This is a genomic window from Streptomyces coffeae, assembly GCF_016741875.1.
Lineage (GTDB): Bacteria > Actinomycetota > Actinomycetes > Streptomycetales > Streptomycetaceae > Streptomyces > Streptomyces coffeae.
This window is the reverse complement of the sequence record NZ_JAERRF010000017.1, coordinates 149120-172043: the sequence shown is the minus strand read 5'-3', so window position 1 is coordinate 172043 and position 22924 is coordinate 149120. Positions and strand designations below refer to the sequence as shown.

Here is a 22924-nt window from a genome sequence, read left to right as displayed (position 1 = left end):
CAGACCGGGAAGGGCCGCCGTCCGCGAGCGGGCCGCGCATCCCGGCGGCGTGCGGACGAGGTGGCCCGTACGGCCCAACTGGGCGGTACGGCCCAACTGGGAGCAGGAGAAAGCTCCTGGCGCGGCGGCGCCCACGCCGACCGACTGCCCGCCGGGCGGGACGGTGCCAGGGACGCCGGGACTTGTCCCGGGCGCGCCCGCACCAGCCGGGTGCGTACCCGGCCGTTCGCTCTGCGCCGGGCCTCCACCATCGTGGCCGTGCTGGCCGGGCTGCTGGTGGCGGCGGTCGGGGCGGCTCCGGCGCAGGCCGGGTCGGGCTATCGCTACTGGTCGTTCTGGGAGCGCGAGGCGGACGCGAGGAGCTGGACGTACGCCACCCAGGGCCCCTCGGTGGCACGGCCCGGCGACGGCGAGACGATCGGCTTCCGCTTCGCCGTCAGCGAGGACTCCCGGAACGCCGTCCAGCCGCGCGGCGCCGCCGACTTCGACACGGTCTGCGCGGACACCCCGGCCAAGGACGGCAGCAAGCGGATCGCGGTGATCATCGACTTCGGCACGGCCGCGGACGCGCCCCGCGGTGACACCCCGCCGAAGAAGGCCCGTACCCACTGCGCCCGGGTCGATGAGCGGGCCACCGCCGGGGAGGCGCTGGCGGCCGTCGCCAAACCGCTGCGCTACAACTCCGCCGCGCTGCTGTGCGCCATCGCCGGATACCCGTCCTCGGGCTGCGGCGAGAAGATCGGCACACGTGGCACGGACACCGGCACCGGAGGCGGTGGCGACGACAAGAGTGGCGACGGCGGTCCGTCGGCCGGGCTGATCGGTGGTGCCGCCGCCGTTGTTGTCCTCGGGGCCGCGGCCGTATGGCAGGCGCGACGCCGCCGCGTATGAGCACCACACCCCCGCGCACGACCAGCGGTCCGGCCACGCGCCTGATCGCGCCACTGCGCGCACCCGCCGCCGTCCGCGGTGGCGCGCTGCACGCGGGCGCCTGGTGGCTGTGGGCGCTGGGGCTGGCCACGGCCGCGTCCCGCACCACCAATCCGCTGCTGCTCGGACTGCTGATCGCGGTCGCGGGCTATGTGGTCGCGGCGCGCCGCACCGACGCGCCGTGGGCCCGCTCGTACACCGCGTTTCTGAAGCTGGGACTGCTGGTGCTGGCGATCCGGCTGTTCTTCGCGGTGTTCCTGGGCTCGCCGATCCCCGGCGCCCGGGTGCTGTTCACCCTCCCCGAAGTGCCGCTCCCCGACTGGGCGCAGGGGGTGCGGATCGGGGGCCGGGTCACCGCCGAGGGGCTGGTGTTCGCGCTGTACGACGGGCTCAAGCTGGCCACCCTGCTCATCTGCGTCGGCGCGGCGAACGCGCTGGCCAGTCCGGCCCGGCTGCTCAAGTCCCTGCCCGGCGCGCTCTACGAGGCCGGGGTGGCGATCGTGGTGGCGATGACCTTCGCGCCCCAACTGGTGTCCGACGTCCAGCGGCTGCGCGCCGCCCGCCGGCTGCGCGGCCGTCCCGACCACGGGATCCGCGCCCTGCTCCAGGTCGGACTTCCGGTGCTGGAAGGCGCGCTGGAGCGGTCGGTGGCGCTGGCGGCGGCGATGGACGCGCGCGGCTACGGCCGTACCGCGCAGGTGCCACCGGCCGTACGCCGCGTCACCGCGGCCCTGACCCTGGGCGGGCTGCTGGGTGTGGCCTGCGGCACGTACGGGCTGCTGGCGGCCGAAGGCGCGGACTACGGGCTGCCGTTGCTGCTCGCGGGGCTGGCCGCCGCGCTCGGCGGGCTGTGGCTGGGCGGCCGCCGCTCGGTGCGCACCCGCTACCGGCCGGACCGGTGGGGCGTACGGGCGTGGCTGGTGTCGGGCTCGGGCGCGGCGGTCGCGGCGGTGATGATCTGGGCGGCCTCGTACGCACCGCAGGCCCTGCAACCGCCCGCGGTCCCGCTCACCGCGCCGACCCTGCCGCTGTGGCCCGCGGCGGGGGTGTTGCTCGGGCTGCTCCCGGCGTTCGCCGCCCCGGCGCCCCCGCGATCGGCACCGGAACCGGCGGCAGTGACGCGGAGGAAGCGGCTCCCGGAGCCCCCGGGCGGGGTGCCCGGTCCGCGCGCGGACCGCCCGGCCATGGAGCGGGACACCCACGACGCCCGGCCCGACGGGCGACCCGACGCAGATTCCGAGGAGGCATAGTGATCCGCTTCGAGCAGGTGTCCGTCACCTACGACGGCGCGGCCCGGCCCGCGCTGCGCGAGGTGGATCTGACCGTCCCCGAGGGCGAGTTGTGTCTGCTGGTCGGCCCGTCCGGATCGGGCAAATCCACACTGCTGGGCGCCGTCTCCGGACTGGTACCGCACTTCACCGGTGGCACCCTGCGCGGGCGGGTCACCGTCGCGGGCCGGGACACCCGCACCCACAAACCACGGGAACTGGCCGATGTGGTGGGCACCGTGGGGCAGGATCCGCTGGCCCACTTCGTCACCGACACCGTCGAGGACGAACTCGCCTACGGCATGGAGTCGCTGGGCGTTCCGCCGGACACCATGCGGCGCCGGGTCGAGGAGACCCTCGATCTGCTCGGCCTGGCCGAACTGCGCGACCGTCCCATCGCCGCCCTCTCCGGCGGCCAGCGGCAGCGTGTCGCCATCGGTTCGGTGCTCACCACCCACCCCCGGGTGCTGGTCCTGGACGAGCCCACCTCCGCGCTGGACCCGGCCGCCGCCGAAGAGGTGCTGGCCGTACTGCAACGGCTGGTGCACGACCTCGGCACCACCGTCCTGATGGCCGAACACCGTCTCGAGCGGGTGGTGCAGTACGCGGACCAGGTGATCCTGCTGCCCTCCCCCGACGCCGCGCCACTGGTCGGCGAACCGGCCGAGATCATGCCCGTCTCGCCCGTCCAGCCGCCTGTGGTGGCGCTCGGCGGCCTCGCCGGATGGTCACCGGTCCCGCTGTCGGTGCGCGACGCGCGCCGCAAGGCCGGGCCGCTGCGGGAGCGGCTCACGGGAGCCGCCCCGCGCGCGGTGGCCGACCCCGCCCCGGGCCCGCCGGTGGCCGAGGTGTCCCGGCTGGCCGTACGCCATGGGCGGGTCGAGGCGCTGCGCGGGGTCGGCCTGTCGGTGCGGCCCGGTGAGACGGTGGCGCTGATGGGGCGCAATGGCGCGGGCAAGTCCACCCTGCTGGCGAGCCTGGTCGGCATGCACCAGCCCGCTTCCGGATCGGTACGCGTGGGCGGCGGCGAGGAGGAAGCCGGGCACGGCGGGGTGGTTCCGCACCGCACCCGGCCCGCCGAACTCCTGCGCCACGTCGGCCTCGTACCGCAGGAACCGCGCGATCTGCTCTACGCGGACACGGTGGCCGCCGAGTGCGCCGCGGCCGACCGGGACGCGGACGTGGCCCCGGGCACCTGCCGGGCGCTGGTCGCGCGGCTGCTGCCGGACGTGGCGGACACCACCCATCCGCGCGATCTGTCGGAGGGCCAGCGCCTCGCGCTCGCCCTGTCTGTCGTACTGACCGCTCGTCCCCCGCTGCTGCTGCTCGACGAGCCGACCAGAGGACTGGACTACGCGGCGAAGGCGCGGCTGGTGGAGGTGGTGCGGGAGCTGGCGGCGGACGGCCATGCCACGGTGCTGGCCACGCACGATGTGGAGCTGGCGGCCGAACTCGCCCACCGGGTGGTGATCCTGGCCGAGGGTGAGGTGGTGGCGGACGGGCCGATGGCGGAGGTGGTGGTCTCCTCACCCGCCTTCGCGCCGCAGGTGGCGAAGATCCTGGCGCCGCTGCCGTGGCTGACCGTACCGCAGGTGCGCGAGGCGCTGGAGACGGCGCCATGAGCGCGGTGGACGGTGTCGACACGATGACCGGGCGGCGGGTGCGGCCGGTGCGGCTGGGGCCACGGTCGGTGGCCGCGCTGGCGCTGGTGTCCGCGGTCGGGGTGGTGGCCTTCGGATGGCCGCTGTTCGCACCGGGCGACTCCGGTGTCACCACCCACGCCGCCGACGCGCCCTGGCTGTTCGCCGCGCTGCTGCCGCTGCTGCTGGCCGTGGTGGTGGCGACCATCGCCGACACCGGACTGGACGCGAAGGCCATCGCGATGATCGGGGTGCTGGCGGCGGCCGGTGCGGCCCTGCGTCCGCTGGGCGCGGGCACCGCCGGTATCGAGCCGATGTTCTTCCTGATGGTGCTGTCGGGCCGGGTGCTGGGGCCCGGTTTCGGGTTTGTGCTGGGCGCCGTGTCGATGTTCGCGTCCGCGCTGCTCACCGGCGGGGTCGGACCGTGGATGCCGTTCCAGATGCTGGCGATGGGATGGGTGTCGATGGGCGCGGGGCTGCTGCCCGGCCCGTCCCGGCTGCGCGGACGCGGTGAGTTGCTGCTTCTGGCGGCGTACGGGGCGGTGGCGTCCGTGGCCTACGGCACGGTGATGAACCTCCAGGGCTGGACGCTGATGCAGGGCATGGGCTCGGGGATCAGCTATGTGCCGGGGGATCCGGTCGGCGAGAACCTGGCCCGCTTCGTGGCGTACTGCCTGGCCACCTCGCTCGGCTGGGATCTGCCGCGCGCCGTGGTGACGGTGGTGCTGACCCTGGTACTCGGCGGCACCGTCCTCAAGGCGCTGCGCCGGGCCACCCGCCGGGCGGCCTTCGACGCGACGGCCGTGTTCGAGGAGCGCTGACGCCGGGACGGGACGGGCGGGCCCGGTCGTACGCACCGGGCCCGCCCGCCGGATCATCCCTGCCGCGCCGCGACTACTGGTGGAAGATCCTGGCCGACCACTCGGCCACCCAGCGGCCGTCACCGAACTGAAGACCGGCGGTGCACGTCCCGGTGTCACCATCGCAGTTCAGGCTGGTCACCGGCACCGGAGCCCGGACCGCCTCGGCGGACTTGGTGAAAGCGGCGGACTTGGTGGGCGTGGCTGACGTGGTGGCCGCGTTCGCCATCGCCTGGTGGAAGATCCTGGCGGACCACTGCGCCACCCACCGGCCGTCACCGAACTGAAGAGCGGCCGTGCACTTCCCGGTGTCACCGTCACAGTTCAGGCTGGTGACCGGCACGGGGGCCTTCACCGCCCGCTCGGTCTTCACCGCCGTCGCCGATCTGGCCGACGCCGACCGCGCCTGGTGGAAGATGTTCGCGGACCACTGGGCGACCCACCGCCCGTCGCCGAACCGCAGATTGGCCGTACAGGTGTAGGTGTCGCCATCGCAGTTGAGGGCCGTCACCGGCACCGGCGCGGCGTGGGCGGCGGGGGCGACGGCGGCCGAGGCCAGGAGCAGGGCTCCCAGCCCCAGGAACGTACCGGAGAGCGTGCGGCGAGCAGACATCTGTGTCGTTTCCCTTCGACTCGGTCCGCAGAGACGGCCCGTCCGATCGCCATCGCGATCGGACGGGCCGTCGAGGCGGGCCCATCACAGCAAATCGAAGGTCGAGAACAACTGGAGTACGGACGGAGCGGCGACGGACCGAAGAGGACCGTTGCATCACAGCCGCTGGATGATGGTCCCGGTCGCCAGTCCGCCCCCCGCGCACATCGTGATCAGCGCGAACTCCCGGTCGGTGCGCTCGAGTTCATGCAGCGCCGTGGTGATCAGCCGGGCGCCGGTGGCGCCCACCGGGTGGCCCAGCGCGATCGCGCCGCCGTTGACGTTCACCTTCTCCAGGTCCTGTTCGAAGACCTGCGCCCAGGACAGCACCACGGAGGCGAACGCCTCGTTGATCTCCACCACATCGATGTCCTTGAGCGACATCCCGGCCTTGCCCAGCACCGCCCGGGTGGCATCGATCGGACCGTCGAGGTGGTAGTGCGGATTCGCGCCGACCAGCGCCTGGGCCACGATCCGGGCGCGCGGCTTGAGCTTGAGGGCGCGCGCCATCCGCTTGGAGGCCCACATCACCGCACAGGCGCCGTCGGAGATCTGCGAGGAATTGCCCGCGGTGTGCACGGCGGTCGGCATGACGGGCTTCAGCCGGGACAGCGCCTCCATGCTGGTGTCGCGCAGCCCCTCGTCCCGGTCGACCAGCCGCCACATCCCCTGTCCGGCGGCCTGCTCCTCCTCGGTGGTGGGCACCTGCACGGCGAACGTCTCGTGCTTGAAACGCTCCTCGGCCCATGCCCGGCCCGCCCGCTCCTGCGAGAGAAGGCCGAGCGCGTCCACCCTCTCCCGGGTCAGCCCACGGTGGCGGGCGATCCGCTCGGCCGCCTCGAACTGGTTGGGCAGATCGACGTTCCACTCGTCCGGGAACGGTTTGCCCGGACCGTGCTTGGAGCCGCTGCCCAGCGGCACCCGCGACATGGCCTCGACCCCGCAGCCGATGCCGATGTCGATGACCCCGGTGGCGACCATGTTGGCCACCATGTGATTCGCTTGCTGCGAGGAGCCGCACTGACAGTCCACCGTGGTCGCCGCGGTCTCGTACGGCAGACCCATCGCCAGCCAGGCGGTGCGGGCGGGGTTCATCGACTGCTCCCCCGCGTGGGTCACCGTGCCGCCGACGATCTGCTCGACACAGTCGGGCTGGATACCGGTGCGGGCGAGGAGTTCACGGTAGGTCTCGCCGAGCAGATAGGCGGGGTGGAGGTTGGCGAGCGCACCCCCGCGCTTGCCGATGGGCGTGCGTACGGCTTCGACGATGACGGGTTCCGCGGCCATGTCTCGTCCTCTCCTCGTCCTCGCCTCCGCGGGGCTCCCGGCGGCGCCCGCGCCCGTAGCGTACGTACGGCCCCTACAACTAGTACGTGTTCTAGTTGCGCTCTCAGTCTGCTGACGCCCGCCCCGGCGGCGCAAGGGTTGTGCAGAGCCCGAGTCGGGCCGTTAGCACAACAATGACCGCCATATCTCTTGCCACTTGTAGAACCCGTTACTACGTTGCGGACACTTCTGATGCATCGTCAGATCCTGCTAGGTCCGGAATCTGGAGTGGCCGATGTCGTGTCCAGCGCTCCCCGAGGGCTTCGATCTCACCGACCCCGACCTCCATCAGCATCGGGTACCGCTCCCGGAGCTCGCCCTGCTGCGCCGGACCGCCCCGGTCTGGTGGAACGCGCAGCCGCACGGCATCGCCGGTTTCCAGGACGACGGGTACTGGGCCGTCACCCGTCACGCCGATGTGAAGGCGGTGTCCACCCGGCCGGAGATCTTCTCCTCACACCGCAACACCGCCATCATCCGCTTCAACGAGCACATCCAGCGTGAGCAGATCGACGTCCAGAAGATGATCATGCTCAATATGGATCCGCCCGAGCACACCCGGGTCCGCCAGATCGTCCAGCGCGGTTTCACCCCGCGCGCCATCCGCGCACTGGAGGACGCCCTGCGCGACCGCGCCGTCCGCATCGTGGCGGAGGCGAAGACGAACGGCACCGGGGACTTTGTCACCGACATCGCCTGTGAACTGCCGCTCCAGGCCATCGCCGAGCTGATCGGCGTCCCCCAGCGGGACCGCTCCAAGATCTTCGACTGGTCCAACAAGATGGTGGCGTACGACGATCCGGAGCTCGCCATCACCGAGGAGATCGGCGCCGAGTCGGCCATGGAGCTGATCTCCTACGCGATGAACCTGGCCGTCGACCGCAAGGCGTGCCCCGCCCAGGACATCGTCAGCACGCTGGTGGCGGCCGAGAACGAGGGCAATCTCCAGTCCGATGAGTTCGGCTTCTTCGTGCTGCTGCTCGCGGTGGCCGGCAACGAGACGACGCGCAACGCCATCAGCCACGGGATGCACGCCTTCCTCACCCACCCCGACCAGTGGGAGCTGTTCACCCGCGAACGCCCGGCCACCGCCGCGGACGAGATCGTCCGCTGGGCCACCCCCGTGATGTCCTTCCAGCGCACCGCGACCCGGGACACCGAGCTCGGGGGTGAGCGGATCCGGGCCGGGCAGCGGGTCGGTGTGTTCTACTCCTCCGCCAACAACGACCCGGAGGTGTTCGACCGCCCCGAGGTCTTCGACATCACCCGCGACCCCAATCCCCATCTCGGCTTCGGCGGCGGCGGACCGCACTTCTGCCTCGGCAGGAGCCTCGCGGAGCTGGAGATCCGGCTGATCTTCAACGCGATCGCGGATGCCGTCCCCGGTATCCGGCTCACCGGCGATCCACGGCGGCTGCGGTCGGCCTGGCTCAACGGGATCAAGGAGCTGCGGGTCGCCTACGCCTAGGCCCTGTCCTGCCGGGCATGGCGGCCCCACGCGGTCTCGGCGGCCTCCTGGTCGTACTGTTCCGGACCGCCGACGGATCAGCACCGGACAGCCGAGCCGGGGTTGAACTCAAGCTCACGTCGCGTTCAGTGCCTCGGTCGGTGCCAGGCGGGCGGCGCGGACGGAGGGGTATACCCCGGCCAGGACACCGATGGCCGTCGCTCCACCCGTGCCCAGGGCGATGGCGGACAGCGGGATCACCGGTGGCCAGCCCTGATAGACCGCGTAGACAACGGTGGCCAGTATGCCGATCGCCGTTCCTGCCACACCGCCGAGCAGGGAGAGCATCACGGACTCGGTCATGAACTGGCTCCGGATCTGCCCGCGGCCTGCTCCCAGCGCGCGCCGGAGACCGATTTCGCTGCGTCGCTCCAGGACGGAGATGTACATGGTGTTGGCGACTCCGACGCCGCCGACCAGCAGCGCCACCCCGGAAAGTCCCAGGAAAAGTGCCGAGTATGTGCTGTTCGCCGCGCGTTTGGCGGCCAGGGCATCGGACGGCCGGCTGACTTGCACCAGCCCGGGGAGCTGCGGGTACAGGGACGCGGGAAGGACGTCGGCCACGGCTTCCATGGCGTCTTCGTCGGCCCGCACATAGACGACCGTGGGGTGTCCGTCGAAGCCGAGCTCCTGTTCCGCTGACTGCCAGCCCACCAGTACGGAGCGGTCGAGGTCCTTGGCAAGAGGTATGGGGTCGAGGACGCCGATGACGGTGAACCATGTCTGGTCGATGACGACTTGCGGCGCCTCCTGTCCGGGCACGATCCGGGGAATCCCGAGCCGGGCAGCGGCCTGGTGGCCGAGCACGACTGTGGGCAGCCGATCGGTGGAGGGGCTCAGGAAACGGCCCGATCTCACCTGGCCGTTCAGGGTGGGGAGCAGGTCGTCCTGGCTGGCGAGAACGGTGAGCCCAAGTCCGTCGTCGGGGTCGGTCCGGTCGGAGCGCCGGACGATGGCGTGCGTGTTGGCGACGGCACTGGTGCGGCTGACCGGGCCGATCCGCGCGGCCATTTTCGCCGCCTCCGGAGGCAGCAGTACCGGGGGCTTCTGATTGGGCTGCGGCTGCGCCCGGAGCAGATTCGTGCCCAGTGCCGCCAGTTGCCGGTTGAGGGCACTCTGGCTCGACGCCGGGATACCGGTGACCAGGACGAGGGTGAGGATGCCGATCGCGATGCCGAGTGCGGAGAGAGCCGCCCTCGTGCGGCGGGTGCGGAGGCCCAGGAGGCCGAGGCGCAAGACGTCCGACGGCGCCAGCCGCACGGGGCGGGCCGGATCGCGGCGCTCGTCACCGGCGGGGCGATCTGAGCGATCCGGGTGTCCTGGGTGTGCCGGGAAGCGGAGCTCGCGGGTGTCATCGTGCTCCGCGTTGCCCCCGAGGTCTCCATTGCCTCCACGGTGGGTTTTCCTGCGGGTCACGTGCCGCTCCCGAGGGTGAGCGCCTCATGGTACGAGTCGGTGATGACGCGCCCGTCCCGCATCTCGACCCGGCGCGGCAGGCGTTCAGCGATCTCCCGGTCATGGGTGATGACGGCGATGGTGGTGCCTTCGCCGTTCAGCTCGGTGAGCAGATGGAGCACGGACTGTCCGTTCGCGGTGTCGAGGGCGCCGGTCGGCTCATCGGCGAGTACCAGCGCGGGCTCGTTGACCAGCGCTCGCGCGATGGCCACCCGCTGGCGTTCGCCTCCCGACAGCTGGTACGGCAGGTGGCGGGTGCGGTGGGCGAGACCGACCCGGTCCAGGGCGGCGGCAGCCATCGGCAGGCGCCGGCGGCGCGGCACGCCCGCGTAGAGCAGTCCGGTGGCGACGTTCTCCTGCGCGGTGAGGCCGTCGGTGAGATGGAAGTGCTGGAAGACGAAGCCCAGCCAGCGTCCGCGCAGCGCGGACAGTGCCCGGTCGGACAGCCGGGCGACATCCCGGCCGCCGATCTCCACCGTGCCGCTGGTCGGCCTGTCGAGGGTGCCCATGATGTTCAGCAAGGTGGATTTCCCGGATCCCGAGCGGCCGACGATCGCCAGCAACTCGCCTGCCCGGATGGTCAGAGATACGTTGTCGAGGGCGGTGACCCCTCCCGCGTACACCTTGCCGGCGTTCCGCACGGCGAGCACGGTCGGGCCCCGGTCCGGCGGGACGGTCATGATGCCGTCACCACCACGTCGCCTTCCTCGACGCCCCGACCGCTGACCTCCACGAGCCCCTTGGCGACGAGGCCCGTCGTGACACCGACCAGCTTTCCGCCGGGGCGCTGCAACGCGTAACCGCCTTCGCTCAGGGCGAGGAGCGCGCCCACCGGAACGACCAGGACGTTCTTCCTGGACTTGGCCGTGAAGACGACCTGTACGGACGCCGCGTCAATCTTGGCGACATCGTCGCTGTGCGTCGCCTGGACGCTCACCTGAAGGGTGGGGGCGGTGTCGGTGGCGTCGCCGGCGTCGCTGTCCTTGCTGCCCTGCACGGTGGTGCCGACGGACACGACCTTGCCGGGGACGGTCTTGGTGTCGGGAAGGATGACGCCGACCTTGTCGCCCTTGCGGATGGAGTCGGCGCTGCCCGCGTCCACCTTCACCGTGACCGTCTTCTTCTGTGACGTGAGGGTGAGGACGTCCTCGGCGGCCGGGTCGCCCAGATGCGCCACCACGGTGTCGATGCGTGAGGGGCCGGAGAGGACGGCGGCCTGGTCCGGGTCCAGTGTGCCGGTCGGCTTCCGGCCCGTGTCGTGCTGCCAGCGCTTGAGCGCGTCGAGTACTCCGGTGGTCAGTTCGGTGCCGACGCCGCCGGCTCCGCTGCCCGCGGACGGCTCCGCGGACTGCCGGGGCCGAGAACCGATGTCGTATCCGAGAGCCTGTAGATTCTCGACGAGGACGGTCACGTCCCGCCCGGTCGTTCCCGCCTTGTCCAGCGTGCGGAAGAACGGCGTGTCGCCGAAGAACGCCGTGACCGGCTCGTCGTCGACCCAGTACAGAGGTTTCCCCCGCCCAACGACCGAGCCCGAGGCGGGGAGTCGGCTGATGATGCCCTTCCCGGTTCCCTTCACCGTGATGTGCCGCGCGAAGCCGAGGACGCCGGGCAGGGTCTGGGTATCGGACAGATCAGCCCGCTTGACCCGGGTGGTCTGGGTGGAGGGAGCGGCCGCGGGGCCGGGCTGCCGCCGCTTGCCGTGTTCCGACAGCACTGTGGTCCCGTACACCCCGCCCGCGGCGACCGCGAGCACCGCCGCCACCGCTGTCACCTGGCGCACCGTGCGGGCAGTCGGCCGTGGCCGCTTCCCCATCCTGGGCGAGCGGCTACTTGTCACCGAACGCCTCCAGGGAACAGGCCCGGTCGGCCTGGTCGATCTTGGACTCGGGGAGAGTGCCTGTGGTGTCCTCGTCGAAGGTCCAGCCCAGGCCGTCCGGGCTGACACTCGTGTCGGGGACCAGATGGATCTTCATGCCCTTGTGCTGGAGACACTTGACGTACGCGCGGTAGTCGTCCGCGTAGTCCGGGTTGGTCTCGGGGCGGGTCTCCGGAGGCCGGAGCGGCAGCTTGACCAGGCAGGCTTTGTAGGCGCCCCGGTACTTGGGGGTGTCCGCCTCGCGCTGAAGGGGGGCGGCCTGCTTGGCGCCCGCAAGGGCCGCCCGCTTGGTGTTCATCGGAACACCGTGCGCCTGGAGGCAGGCGTTGTAGGCGTCCCCGAGCCGCTGAGACTCCTCCGGGGAAGTGTCCAGCCTCAACTGGGGACGCTTGGCGTCGACGGCCGAGTCGTGAGCGCCGCCCTTCGAGGCCGTGTTCTTGCCCTTCGGTGCGCCGGAGGCCAGGGTGTCCACGCTCTTCTGGTCGGAACTGCTCTCGACGCCCCCACCGCTACTGCACGCGGCGAGCGGCATCATGGCGGCCACAGCCAAGCCGGCGACCAGGAGGCGAAGGCCCCGGCGGCGGATTTCCGGCGTACGGGGGAGACCCGTCGCCTCGACGGAGCGGGGGATCAGGGGTGCGCTTCTCTGCATGCCGAACAGCGTTCACCAACATTGTCAGGCAAATGTCAGAAACCGTTGGTGGTCCGGTAGCCCCTCCCCCGGCACGGACATGACGTGGCCGTTGCCGTTCCTAAACTGACGCCATGTGTGCACATGTGGTGGTGGCCGAGGACAACGCCGACCAGGCCGAACTGGTCCGCCGTTACCTGGAGCACGAGGGCCACGAGGTGACCCTGGCTCACGACGGCCGCTCCGCCCTCGACCTGCTGCGCGGCCGGCGCCCGGACCTGCTGGTCCTCGATGTGATGATGCCGCGGGTCGACGGGCTCGACGTGTGTCGCGTGATACGTGCCGAGCCCCGTCTCGCGCACCTGCCCGTGCTCATGCTGACGGCCAGATCGTCGGAGGACGACCTTCTCCTCGGCCTGGACCTGGGCGCCGACGACTACATGACGAAGCCGTTCAGCCCGCGCGAACTCATGGCGCGCGTCCGGTCGCTGCTCCGGCGCGGCGACCGCGGCCCGAGCGCCGCGGCCGGCCGGGAGGCACACACCCCTGTGCTGCGCGCCGGGCCGGTGACGGTCGACCGCGCCCGGCACGAGGTGCGGGCGTACGGCCGCCTGATGCGCTGCACGCCAGGAGAGTTCCGCCTCCTGGAGATGCTCGCCGAGCACCCGGGCCAGGTCCTGTCCAGGACGCAGATCCTTGAACGCCTGCACGGATCCGACCCCTTCATCACCCCCAGAACCGTCGATGTCCACGTCATGAACCTGCGGCGCAAGATCAAGGACGCGCGACCGGACACCACCCAGCACGCCATGCCTCTGGTGACCGTGTACGGAGCGGGCTACAAGCTCGCGGACAACCAGCCCGACCAGCAGACGTACCCGTATGCATAGGTTCCGTACGGGTGCGGCCCGGACCTCCGCCGTGCCGCTGCGGCGCAGTCTGCTGATACGTCTGCTGGCGGTGTCGGCTCTCGTCTCGGTCTGCTCGATCACCGCCACCGCGTGGGCGGTGGTGAAGACCACCGCCGTCGTTCTCAGCCGTGAACGAGGCCAAGCACTGGCCGACGACGCCCGGATCTACGACACCCTCCTGGGATACGCCGCGACTCATCCGAGCTGGAGCGGCATCAGGCCCACCGTGGACCGCCTGGCACAGTCGACCGGTCACCGCATCGTGCTGCTCGGCAGGGACGGCCACCCCTGGGCGGACTCGGCCGCCGGCCGGCACGGACCCTTCCAGCCCCCGCAGAAGGCAACCGCAGTCATCGACCCCCTGGCCGTCGACCCGGAGCTGAGCAAGGACACGGACGACGGCTCGGGAACACAGCGGATCGACTCCCGGGCCGTGGGCCCGTTCCAACTGCCCGAAGAAGACAGCGAAAGACTCAAGATCATCGCGAACCGGGTGGTGCTGTGCCTGCGCGATCGCGGCGATGTCCAGGCACACGTGCAGATGACACCCGGCGGACGCCCGAAAGTGGTGGTGGCCGGCCCTGGCGGTACGCTCGCCCTCGGCAACTCAGGCTGCGTCACGACCGTGCTCACCGACCCCACACCGCCGGAAGCAAAAGCCCTGGCATCGCTCACCGCACTCGTCAACGCCTGCCTGGCCCGCCGGCATGCGGACGCGGTGACCGTGCACCTCGACGGCAGCTGGGAACCACAGACCCGCCACGCGCTCCCGTCCTCGACCGTCTCCTCATGCCTGACGACCAGCCGCAGTCAGCAACTGGCACCGTACGTGGCACCCGCCGCGCTGATGTACGTCAGCAGCCCCGGGCGTACGGCGACGACCTTCTTCGATGTCTCCCCCGCCAACAGGCTCCGTATCGCCGGCTGGGCCGCGGCCGTGCTCGTGCTGACGGTGACCGTCACCACGCTGGCGGGCATCCGCCTGGTGAAACCGCTCAGAACACTGACCACAGCGGCCATGCACATGGAGGCCGGGGAGGTGTCCACCCGCGTGCCGGTACGGGGAGGCGACGAGATCGCGAGGCTGTCGGCCGCCTTCAACGCGATGTCGGAACGCCGCGAACAGCTGGAATCGGCGCGCCGGGACATGACCAACGACATCGCCCATGAACTGCGCACCCCGGTGAGCAACATCCGAGGCTGGCTGGAGGCGGTGGAGGACGGCCTCGCGCGTGCCGACCCCGGCCTGGTGACCTCCCTGCTGGGACAAGCGCTCCAGCTGCAGCACATCATCGACGATCTGCGGGACCTGTCAGCCGCCGAGGCCGGCGAGCTGCGTCTGGCCCTGGAGCCCGTCCACGTCACAGAACTGCTGTCGGCCATCGTCATGGCCAACCAGGCCACAGCCACGGCAGCATGCGTCACCGTCAGCGTCACCGACAACGGACCCGTCCCGGTCATGGCCGATCCCGTACGGCTGCGGCAGATGATCGGCAACCTCGTCTCGAACGCGATACGCCACACACCTGCGGGAGGATCCGTCGTCCTCAGCTCCCGCGTCGAGTACGAGACCGTCGTGATCGACGTCGCGGACACCGGGTCCGGCCTTTCCGCCGACGAGTTGCCACACGTCTTCGACCGGTTCTGGCGCGCGGAGAAATCCCGCAGCAGACAGAGCGGCGGCAGCGGCCTCGGACTGGCCATCGTGCGCCGCCTGGCCGAAGCCCACAAGGGAACGATCAGCGCGGTCAGCGTGCCGAACGTCGGGTCGACGTTCACACTCCGCCTGCCCCGCCACGGCAGGGGTAACTGAGCGTTCGACGAGTCGGACACGCTCTGGCCCGACGGCGAAGCGAACTGCCCCTCAGCCCGTCGGCCGGCGGCGGGTGGCCTGCGCATGGCGGGTGGCCCACGCACAGTGGTCGGCGCTGGGGCTACTTGAACGGCACGTTCACACAGGCCACCCGGTCCCCGGCCATCCCGGCCTTCCCCTGGTGCGTACTGGTGGCATGCTCGTGGATCACCACGGAGCGCGCCTCACCGGACCGGAAGTGCCACTTCACCCACGACTTGGACCAGCCCTTGCCGGCCCTGTTGGTGGTGAGGTCGAGCCACACCTCGTTGCGCGGGTTGGCATACGTGGGATTGGTCGAGGGCTGCGTGGGGTCCTGCTTGTTCTGGTAGTGCGGGCCCGACGAGTCGGGCTTGGTGCCACACGGCTTCGTATGGACATGGATCCCGAAGCGGTAGTCGGGCGCGAGGCCGCGCAGGCTGATGAACACGAACGTTCCCTTGTGCCTCATGTGGTAGCCGCGGTCGTGGCCATCCGCACCGTCGTGGTATTTCATGCCCTTGCCGCCCACCCGCGCCTCCGCGATGAACACGCTCGCGGACGTCGGCACCAGCGACTTGTCGTAGGTCACCGCACCGGCGCTCTCCGCCTCTGCCGCAGGCTGGAACTTGTCGTGGACGAAGACGAAGGGGTGGGGCGGCGCGGCGACCGCGGGTGTCGCGATGGCCATCGAGGCGCCGATCGCGACCGCCGCGGTTACGGCCTTCACCAGCAACATCCTTGATCCCTCCTCGGTCGGGGTCCCCGCTCCCCGTCTCGGTTCCCGGATCCCCCCGTTCAACGCGTTTTCGCGCCCTTCCGCCCCCTTTTCACCACGCTAGACCCGCTGGTCATGCAGCTCAACGCGAGGATCACCCCCCTTTGGGGGCTCATCCGCGGCGGACTGGGCCTCCTCGACGGGCCCGGCATCGTCGTGCTGTCCGCCGCGCCGCGGCACCAGCCCCGGTACCAGCCCACGGGCCCGGGCGACCGCGGCGCCCATCGTCGCCGACAGCGGTGGCGCCTCCTCGTGCGGGCGCTTGCCCACCCCGAGCAGCAGATACTGGAGCCCGAACCCGGCCGACACGACGGCCGCGCCGCCGACCGCGTCCAGGACGTAGTGGTTCGCGGTGCCGACGATCACGGCGGTCGTCAGCAGCGGGTACAGCATCCCGAGCACCTTCGCCCAGACGTACGGCGCCACGATCGCGATGACCACCCCGCACCACAGCGACCACCCCACATGCAGCGAGGGCATGGCCGCGTACTGGTTGGACAGCTTGGTCAGCGCGCCGAAGTCCGGGTTCTCCAGATCCTGTGGACCGTGCGCGGTGTCCACAAAGCCCAGGTCCATCAGCCGCGGCGGGGCGAGCGGATAGAGCCAGAAGCCGACCAGCGCGAGCATCGTGGCGATGGCCAGCGGGGTACGGGCCCACCGGTAGGTGGCCGGACGGCGCACATACAGCCAGCCCAGCAGCGACAGCGGGATCAGGAAGTGGAAGGTGCTGTAGTACCAGTTCATGCTGCCCTTCAGCCACGCCGTGTCCGCCACGATCGCGTTGAACCAGTGCTCGATGTCGATGTGCAGCCAGCCCTCGACGGTAAGGACCTGATGTCCGTGGCCCTCGGCCACACTGCGCTCACCGGGCGCGTGGCCGCGGATCCACGAGTACGCGAAGTAGCCGACGCGGATCAGCATCAGCTCGAGCATCAGGTTCGGGCGGGACAGCGGCCGCTTGAGGACGCGCAGCAGCGGCACCCAGGCAAAGCGGCTCTTGGCCGGTTCGGCGACCGGCGTCGGCTCGGGGTCGTCCCAGCGCGGCGAGGTGCGGGAGAGGAACGGCACCACGCAGGTGGCGGCGAGCGCGGCCAGAAGCGGGGCATTATAGCCGATATGCCCCAAGACATCGATGTCGGGCAGCAGCGCGGTACGGTCGAGCGACATCACCAGCACCACCAGCACCGGCCACACCAGCCGGTCCGAGGCGCGCTTGCCGACCCGGCCGACCACCGCCGGCAGGATCCACAGCTGCTGGTACTGCCAGGAGGTGGGCGAGACCGCCAGCGCCACACAGCCGGTGATCGCGGTGGCCAGCAGCAGCTGGCCGTCCCGTGCGTAGCGCACCGCGCGCCGCAGACCGACCACCGCCACCGTCACGGCCAGCAGCGCGAGCAGCGCCAGTTCGGCCGGGCCCTCGAAGCCGATGCGCAGCAGCAGCCCGTGCAGGGACTGGTTGGCCAGGCTGTCGGCGGGTGCGCCGAGTCCGGCGCCGCCGATGTGGTGCACCCAGTACGTCCAGGAGTCACGCGGCATCAGGGCCCAGGCCAGTGCGGTGCAGACGGCGAACGTCGCGCCCGCGAGCGCGGCCGCGCGGCGCCGTCCGACGAGCCACATCACGACGGCGAACAGCAGCAGCGCGGGCTGGAGCGCCGCCGCCACCCCGATGAGCACACCCGCCTGCCGTCCGGAGGTCCTGGGCAGCACGGTGAGGACGACCAGCAGCACCGGGATGATGCTGGTCTGGCCGAGGGTGAAGGTGTTGCGCACCGGAAGCGAGAGCACCAACAGGCAGATGCCGAGCGGCGCGGCGAGCAGCGAGGTGCGCCGGGAGACCGGACCGGGCAGGGCGCGGGCGGCGACCAGGCCGAGGGCCACGACCAGCAGCAGCGTGCCGAAGGTCCAGGCGACCCCCAGGCTCTGCTCGGCGGCGCGGGTCAGCGGCTTGAGCACCAGCCCGGAGAAGGGGGTGCCGGTGAACGCGTCCCCGTCGTAGAGCGATCCGCTCACATGCAGAACGCCCTCGTCGCCGATCCATGTCTCGAGGTCGGTCAGCCGCTCGTCCGGTGGCAGCCGCAGCACCGCCGCGGCCTGACGGGCTGCCAGCACGAAGGCCAGTAACCACAGGGCGCCCAGGACCATTCGGGTCCGTGACGTCCGCGCCCCGACCGCGCCGGGTCTCGGCCCCGAGCCGGGGGTTGTCTCCAGACCGCTCCGCTCAACGTTCGCCACGCCCTGCCGCTCCCCCACTCGCCCTCTGTATCGGTCCGGCTACGACCCTACTGAGCCAACTCCTCAGACGCGGAACACCCCCTCGTCACCTGACTGTCGTTCCCGGTTGTCCCGAAGATGTCAGGCTTTGACGGGCTGCGTCCGCTCGGAGGTGAGTCCGCACGGTCCGGGTCAATTTCATCAGGGGGGCGGGTTCCACCGCGAATCGGACCCGGGGTTGGCGCCGGGAGTCGGGCTGACGCCCGGTCAAGAGGCCGGGCCCACGGCCCGCTGGAACGCCCCCGGAGTGACCCCGAAGCAGCGCACGAACCAGCGGTGGAAGTGGCTCTGGTCGGCGAACCCCGCCTCGGCCGCGGCCTGTGCCGCGCTGCGCCCCGCCATCAGCAGTCCACGGGCACGGCGCAGCCGAAGCTGACGCTGGAAGTCGCTGGGGGCCATGCCGTATTCGGCGCGGAAGGCCCGGTAGAGCGCGAACCGGCTGCATCCGGCCGCCTCCGCGAGCCGGGCGGCCGGGATCTCCAGCGCGTACTCCTCCTCCAGCACCGCCCGGGCGCGCCGCGCGGCCCGCGCCTGTGCGCCGCCGGCCGGGAGCGTACGGGCGCGTACCGGCCGGGTGGCGGTGCGCCGCACCATCGCGCCGACGGCGGCCGTCAACCGCTCGTCGCGCACCAGCGGGCCCGCGCCGCCGACGAGGGCGGTGTGCAGCCGCAGGAGGGCGTGGCCGAGGACCGGATCGGACAGGACGGGCTCGGCGAAGAGCGGCAGCGCCACCCGGCTGTGGTCGACCTTCCCCACATCGGACAGGACATCTCTCACTACATCCGGACCAATATGCACAATCCGGTACTTGTAGCCGAGTTCCCCGGCGGCCTCCCCGTCATGCGGATCGTCCGGGTTGAAGCCCATCACCAGCCCCGCCCCGCTGGTGCGCAGCGCGCCCCGGCAGCGGAAGCGCTGGGCGCCGATCTCGGTCACGCCGAAGGAGTACGCGTCATGGCTGTGCGGATGGAAACGGTGGCTGAAGAAGTGCGCGTGCATGGCTTCGACGGGCCGGTCGGGGTCGCGCCAGTAGCGGGCCCAGTCGCCGGGGCCCTTGTCCCGCTCGCCACCTGGGTTCACCGCTCCATTGTGCAACGGTGCCGCCCCGCGTCTGTGCGACGGTGCGTCCCCGCGTCCCGGCCCCGCGTCCCAGCCCCGCGTCCCGGTCCCGCGTCCCGGTCCCGCGTCCCCGCACCAGCGTTCAAGACCGCGCCGCGGGCCGCGGGGGAAGGTCTTCCCATGCGTTTCGACACCAAGATCGCGGTCATCGTCCGGGACGATCTGGCCGACTGGCAGAAGCTCAATGTGACCGCCTTCCTCTCCAGCGGGCTCGCCCACGCCACGGACGAGATGGTCGGCAAGGCGTACGAGGACGCCTCGGGCAACACCTACCTCCCGATGTTCCGCGAGCCCGTCGTCGTCTACGCCGCCGACTCCCCCGCCCTCACCCGCACCCACACCCGCGCCCTCTCCCGCGGCCTGACCACCGCCCTCTACACCGAGGAACTGTTCACCACCGACAACGAGGACGACAACCGCGCCACGGTCCGGGCGGTCGCGGCCGACGACCTCCGCCTGGTGGGGCTCGCGGTGTACGGACCGCGCAATGCGGTGGACAAGGTGACCAAGGCGCTGAAGCTGCACGGCTGAGTGGCAGGATGACCCCATGAGCGTAGTCAAGATCAATGTGCTGACCGTGCCCGAGGAACAGCGCGAGGTGCTGGAGAAGCGCTTCGCCTCGCGCGCCGGGACCGTGGAGAACTCCGACGGCTTCGAGTGGTTCGAGCTGCTGCGCCCGGTCGAGGGGACCGACGAGTACCTCGTCTACACCCGCTGGCGCAGCGAGGAGGACTTCCAGGCGTGGATGGAGGGCCCGATGAAGGCGGCCCACCAGCGCGGCGGCGAGGACGCCCCGCAGCAGAAGCCCGCCGCGTCCGGGTCCACGCTGTGGTCCTTCGAGGTCGTCCAGCAGGCGTCCCCCAAGCAGGGCTGACCGCCCCGCGCCCCCGGCCCCGCAGTCGTCCGACAACACCGCGGGGCCCACGGTGCGGTGAGCGGGCAGCGTGGCCGAGACGGGCGTCGTCCAAGCGGCATGCCGCGGGACGGCGCCCACAATGTCCAGTTGCCGGCCGACGCGACCATCGTCGTCCTCACCGACGAGGGACTGCGGGGCCTGACCCACCCGGCCGTCGACCGCGCGGCAGCCTTGTCCCGGCACGACCTCGGCCTGTCTGCGCACCCGCACCGCGCTGCTCACCGTCCTCGTCCAGCGGCTCGTCGAACTCGACCAGGCCAAGCTCCAAGCAATCGGGGAGACCACACCGATGCCTTCGGCTGTCGACGAACTCGTCGACTGAATGGTCTAGTTCACTCACCGCACCGGCGGAGTTATGGCCTGGGCCGTCGTCCGCCCGGACACCGGACACCGCCTCAACTCAACGGAGCGTTCTCGTCATGGAATCCCGGCCCGAAAACGGGCCCCGGCGCCCGCCGGCGAACGCGGAGGACGCGCTGGAGATCGCCCGTACGCGGTTCTCCCCGGTCTGGCCGGACGGCACTCCGGCCCCGCTCGAGGTCCGCGCATTCGACATCGGCTACCTCATCACCGCTCGGCTCCCGCCACGGCCCGAGCCCACGGAGCAGCCCGCCGGGCGGCCTCGCCCGCGGGGCAACCCCGGCGGCACCTGCGTCGTCGTGTCCAAGGCCACCGGTGAGTTGAGTACCCTGCCCTATCGGCCACCGGCCACCGCCATCGCGCTCTACCGCAAGCGCCATGGACCGGACGCGCAGAACACCGAACCGGCCGCACACCGTCGCAACCACCCATAGCCTCCCACCCCGAAGGTCTCGAAGGAGTCCCGTTTTGATCAGCCAGGCGCAGGCCGCCGCCATCGCCGACCGTTGGCTCAATCCGCAGGGCGCACCAGCTCCGCAACGCCAGGTGGCCACACATGAGTTCGACCTCGGCTGGGTGGTCTGGGCGGTGCCGCCGCCGCCCGAGCGTGACCCGGTGACCGGGCAGCGGCGCCCTCCGGCCGAGATCGGTACCTCCTGTGGCGTCGTCGACCGCCGCACCGGCGAGCTGACCGTCTGGCCGTCCGTGCCGGTCGAGGAGGTGGTGCGGATGTACCAGGAGAAGCACGGCGGAGCGGGGGCAGGCTCCGGTGTCTCCGCCGAGCGCCCGGTCACCGGCCCCGGCAACACCACCGTCTTCACCTACGTCGATCCGTCGAACGGCGAGGAGACCAGCCTCTTCCGCAACTCGGCGCCGGGGCTGCCGCACTCCGAGTACCAGGCGATGGCCGAGATCCAGCGGATGGGTGTGCCACCGCAGAATGTGGTCGCGATCCACACGGACCTGAGCTCGAGCCTGCTCCCCGGCGGCTACCCGGGCGAGATGCTCCAAGGTGCCTTCCCCAACGCCCAGTTCTCCTGCACACAGAACTACGGTCTGCGCCCGGAGGAACGGGCCGAGGGCGTCGCCGGGCTCCTCCAGCACGTCGAGATGATGCACCAGATCGCCGGGCAGCAGCCCCCGCCCCGCCCGCATCGCGTACCGGTGCGGGCGGATGTGACACCGGCCCAGCCGATGCGGGACGTGGCTCTCGGCCGCCACCTCGCCGAGGTGTTCGGCGCCGACGGCGTACGGCGGTACGACGCCGACGATGTGGCGCAAACGCAGCTGCCGGAAGCGGCCAAGGCCACGCTCACCTGGGGCGGACTCCCGGCGGACATCCCGTTCTTCTTCACGGCCGACCGGGCCGAAGCCCCTCCGCGGGGCGGACTGTTCACGGACGCGGCGACCTATCTGCGCGAGGTCGGGACCCAGGCCAACGAGTCGACGCTGAACACGCTGTCCGGACACGTCCGGATCGGCTCGGACGGCGTGGCCGCGATCACCGTCCAGTGCACTGCTCCCCGGCACATGACGACGCCGGTCGGCCAGGTCTGGGCGGTCCCGCCGCGGGACGCCATGGGCCGCCGCGTGAACACGTCCATATCCGCCTTCGCCCGTTCACTGGCGCTGCTGTCCACCACACGCCAACGGATGCGGGGCATGGACCCGGTCGCGGCGGGCGAGGCGGTCGCCGCGTTCCAGGAGCAGTTGGCGGCGATCGACGCGACAGCGCTGGACGATCCGAAGAACTGGTGGTCCGTGATCGTCGAGCAGATGTGGCACGGATTGTTCTGACCGCGGTCGAGGGGATCGAGGGGAGAGACCGCCTCCGGCCGGGAGGCCGGGGGCGGTCCGCGGGGGCGCGCGCGCTCGTGTCCGGCGTCGGCTCCGTCGGCTCCGTCGAGTCCGGCGGCTCCGTCACCAGGCCCCGCCCTTCTTCGTGTGGCCCAGACCCAGTTCCCACCGGCCGCTGTCGCGGCGCGAGCGGTGCGTGGTGCGCGGGGCCGGGGTGGGCACCTGGTGCACCTCGCCGTGGTGCGGTGGTTTCACCAGCTCCTCGAAGAACGGCCGGGCGTGCACCACGGCCTCACGCAGTTCCTCCGTGTCCGCCAGGCCCTCGCGCGCCCGCGCCGCGGCGTTGTGGATCTGCCGGTAGCCCTGCACACACCGCGCATGGTGCACGGACAGCGCGGCGGCCTGCTCCGCATAGCTGTCGGACGGATAGCCGCGGTCCCGGGCGAGGCGTGCCAGCAGCTGGTCGCCGGTGGCCACCGCACGCTCGGGCGACTCGATGAACAGCTCCTGCGCACCGGCCCACTCGGCCACATACCGCTCGCGCAGCTCACCGGAGAGCGGTCCGGTCCGCAACTCCCGGTAGCGCGCGAGCCGTTCCTCCAGCTCTCGGTGCGCGGCCGGGGCGTCACCCGCATGCTCCGCCACACTGAGTTCGTACTCCGGTCCGAAGTGGCGCCGCAGCACACGCTCTCTGCGCCCCGCACCGCCACGTACGACCCGGACGGCGAGCGCGGCCGCGACGACGACCGCAACGACAACCACGATGATGATGGCGCCAGTTGACATGGTCTGCTTC

21 protein-coding genes are annotated in these 22924 nt (G+C 71.3%); 11 read left to right on the top strand and 10 right to left on the bottom strand.

The features are described from left to right. Nucleotides 1-231: 231 nt before the first annotated feature. Genes JK363_RS26770 through JK363_RS26755 form a run of 4 tightly spaced genes read left to right on the top strand, consistent with a single transcriptional unit; the run spans nt 232 to nt 4659 of the window. A complete protein-coding gene (locus tag JK363_RS26770) occupies nt 232-891 on the top strand; it encodes an SCO2322 family protein (protein ID WP_201877913.1) in 660 nt (219 codons plus the stop codon). Beyond that, a complete protein-coding gene (locus JK363_RS26765; protein ID WP_236076119.1) occupies nt 888-2180 on the top strand; it encodes an energy-coupling factor transporter transmembrane component T in 1293 nt (430 codons plus the stop codon). Before JK363_RS26770 ends, JK363_RS26765 begins: the two co-directional genes overlap by 4 nt. Continuing rightward, the gene (locus JK363_RS26760; RefSeq protein ID WP_201877887.1) at nt 2180-3820 is read left to right on the top strand and encodes an ABC transporter ATP-binding protein; all 1641 of its coding nucleotides are present in this window, start codon (nt 2180-2182) and stop codon (nt 3818-3820) included. The genes JK363_RS26765 and JK363_RS26760 overlap by 1 nt, the downstream gene beginning before the upstream one ends. Then, nucleotides 3817-4659: an ECF transporter S component gene (locus JK363_RS26755; RefSeq protein WP_236076118.1), complete on the top strand. Its 843-nt coding sequence runs from the start codon at nt 3817-3819 to the stop codon at nt 4657-4659. The genes JK363_RS26760 and JK363_RS26755 overlap by 4 nt, the downstream gene beginning before the upstream one ends. A 73-nt stretch (nt 4660-4732) precedes the next feature. Here JK363_RS26755 and JK363_RS26750 read toward each other — a convergent pair whose 3' ends face one another. Together JK363_RS26750 and JK363_RS26745 are read right to left on the bottom strand one after the other, a co-directional pair. Next, nucleotides 4733-5311, bottom strand: a complete 579-nt coding sequence (locus JK363_RS26750) for a hypothetical protein (protein ID WP_201877886.1) — start codon at nt 5309-5311, stop codon at nt 4733-4735. A gap of 156 nt (nt 5312-5467) precedes the next feature. After that, nucleotides 5468-6637: a steroid 3-ketoacyl-CoA thiolase gene (locus tag JK363_RS26745; protein ID WP_201877885.1), complete on the bottom strand. Its 1170-nt coding sequence runs from the start codon at nt 6635-6637 to the stop codon at nt 5468-5470. 274 nt (nt 6638-6911) lie between these two features. On the opposite strand from JK363_RS26745, the gene JK363_RS26740 reads away from it, so the two are divergent. Then, a complete protein-coding gene (locus tag JK363_RS26740) occupies nt 6912-8144 on the top strand; it encodes a cytochrome P450 (protein ID WP_201877884.1) in 1233 nt (410 codons plus the stop codon). A 114-nt stretch (nt 8145-8258) separates the two neighbouring features. On the opposite strand, the gene JK363_RS26735 is transcribed toward JK363_RS26740, so the two are convergent. From JK363_RS26735 to JK363_RS26720, 4 genes are all read right to left on the bottom strand, one after another. After that, a complete protein-coding gene (locus JK363_RS26735) occupies nt 8259-9443 on the bottom strand; it encodes an ABC transporter permease (protein ID WP_201877911.1) in 1185 nt (394 codons plus the stop codon). Nucleotides 9444-9595: 152 nt separating this feature from the next. Then, a complete protein-coding gene (locus JK363_RS26730) occupies nt 9596-10318 on the bottom strand; it encodes an ABC transporter ATP-binding protein (RefSeq protein ID WP_201877883.1) in 723 nt (240 codons plus the stop codon). After that, nucleotides 10315-11409 carry an efflux RND transporter periplasmic adaptor subunit gene (locus JK363_RS26725; RefSeq protein ID WP_201877882.1) on the bottom strand — a complete coding sequence of 365 codons (1095 nt, stop codon included), beginning with the start codon at nt 11407-11409 and terminating at the stop codon, nt 10315-10317. The genes JK363_RS26730 and JK363_RS26725 overlap by 4 nt, the downstream gene beginning before the upstream one ends. Nucleotides 11410-11464: 55 nt before the next feature. Next, the gene (locus JK363_RS26720) at nt 11465-12166 is read right to left on the bottom strand and encodes a hypothetical protein (protein ID WP_201877881.1); all 702 of its coding nucleotides are present in this window, start codon (nt 12164-12166) and stop codon (nt 11465-11467) included. A 113-nt stretch (nt 12167-12279) separates the two neighbouring features. Between JK363_RS26720 and JK363_RS26715 the strand changes: the two genes are divergently transcribed. Next, on the top strand, nt 12280-13035 hold the full coding sequence (locus tag JK363_RS26715; RefSeq protein ID WP_201877880.1) for a response regulator transcription factor: 756 nt from the start codon (nt 12280-12282) through the stop codon (nt 13033-13035). Next, nucleotides 13028-14869, top strand: coding sequence for a sensor histidine kinase (locus tag JK363_RS26710; protein WP_201877879.1), 1842 nt, complete (start codon nt 13028-13030; stop codon nt 14867-14869). The genes JK363_RS26715 and JK363_RS26710 overlap by 8 nt, the downstream gene beginning before the upstream one ends. Before the next feature lie 121 nt (nt 14870-14990). On the opposite strand, the gene JK363_RS26705 is transcribed toward JK363_RS26710, so the two are convergent. The 3 genes from JK363_RS26705 to JK363_RS26695 form a co-directional block, all read right to left on the bottom strand. Continuing rightward, nucleotides 14991-15626: a superoxide dismutase family protein gene (locus JK363_RS26705; RefSeq protein ID WP_201877878.1), complete on the bottom strand. Its 636-nt coding sequence runs from the start codon at nt 15624-15626 to the stop codon at nt 14991-14993. Between the two features lie 99 nt (nt 15627-15725). Continuing rightward, the gene (locus tag JK363_RS26700; RefSeq protein ID WP_201877910.1) at nt 15726-17807 is read right to left on the bottom strand and encodes a bifunctional glycosyltransferase 87/phosphatase PAP2 family protein; all 2082 of its coding nucleotides are present in this window, start codon (nt 17805-17807) and stop codon (nt 15726-15728) included. 336 nt (nt 17808-18143) lie between these two features. Then, the gene (locus tag JK363_RS26695; RefSeq protein WP_201877909.1) at nt 18144-18935 is read right to left on the bottom strand and encodes an AraC family transcriptional regulator; all 792 of its coding nucleotides are present in this window, start codon (nt 18933-18935) and stop codon (nt 18144-18146) included. A gap of 240 nt (nt 18936-19175) precedes the next feature. Between JK363_RS26695 and JK363_RS26690 the strand changes: the two genes are divergently transcribed. The 4 genes from JK363_RS26690 (at nt 19176) to JK363_RS26675 (ending at nt 22128) form a co-directional block, all read left to right on the top strand. Then, on the top strand, nt 19176-19586 hold the full coding sequence (locus JK363_RS26690; protein WP_201877877.1) for a DUF2000 domain-containing protein: 411 nt from the start codon (nt 19176-19178) through the stop codon (nt 19584-19586). Nucleotides 19587-19602: 16 nt separating this feature from the next. After that, nucleotides 19603-19929 (top strand): antibiotic biosynthesis monooxygenase family protein, encoded by a 327-nt coding sequence (locus JK363_RS26685; protein ID WP_201877876.1) that lies wholly within the window; start codon nt 19603-19605, stop codon nt 19927-19929. Between the two features lie 461 nt (nt 19930-20390). Further along, nucleotides 20391-20765, top strand: coding sequence for an SUKH-4 family immunity protein (locus JK363_RS26680; protein ID WP_201877875.1), 375 nt, complete (start codon nt 20391-20393; stop codon nt 20763-20765). A gap of 34 nt (nt 20766-20799) precedes the next feature. Further along, complete coding sequence (locus tag JK363_RS26675) at nt 20800-22128, top strand: SUKH-4 family immunity protein (RefSeq protein WP_201877874.1); 1329 nt, start codon at nt 20800-20802, stop codon at nt 22126-22128. 123 nt (nt 22129-22251) lie between these two features. On the opposite strand, the gene JK363_RS26670 is transcribed toward JK363_RS26675, so the two are convergent. Next, on the bottom strand, nt 22252-22914 hold the full coding sequence (locus JK363_RS26670; RefSeq protein ID WP_201877873.1) for a hypothetical protein: 663 nt from the start codon (nt 22912-22914) through the stop codon (nt 22252-22254). Nucleotides 22915-22924: the final 10 nt, after the last annotated feature.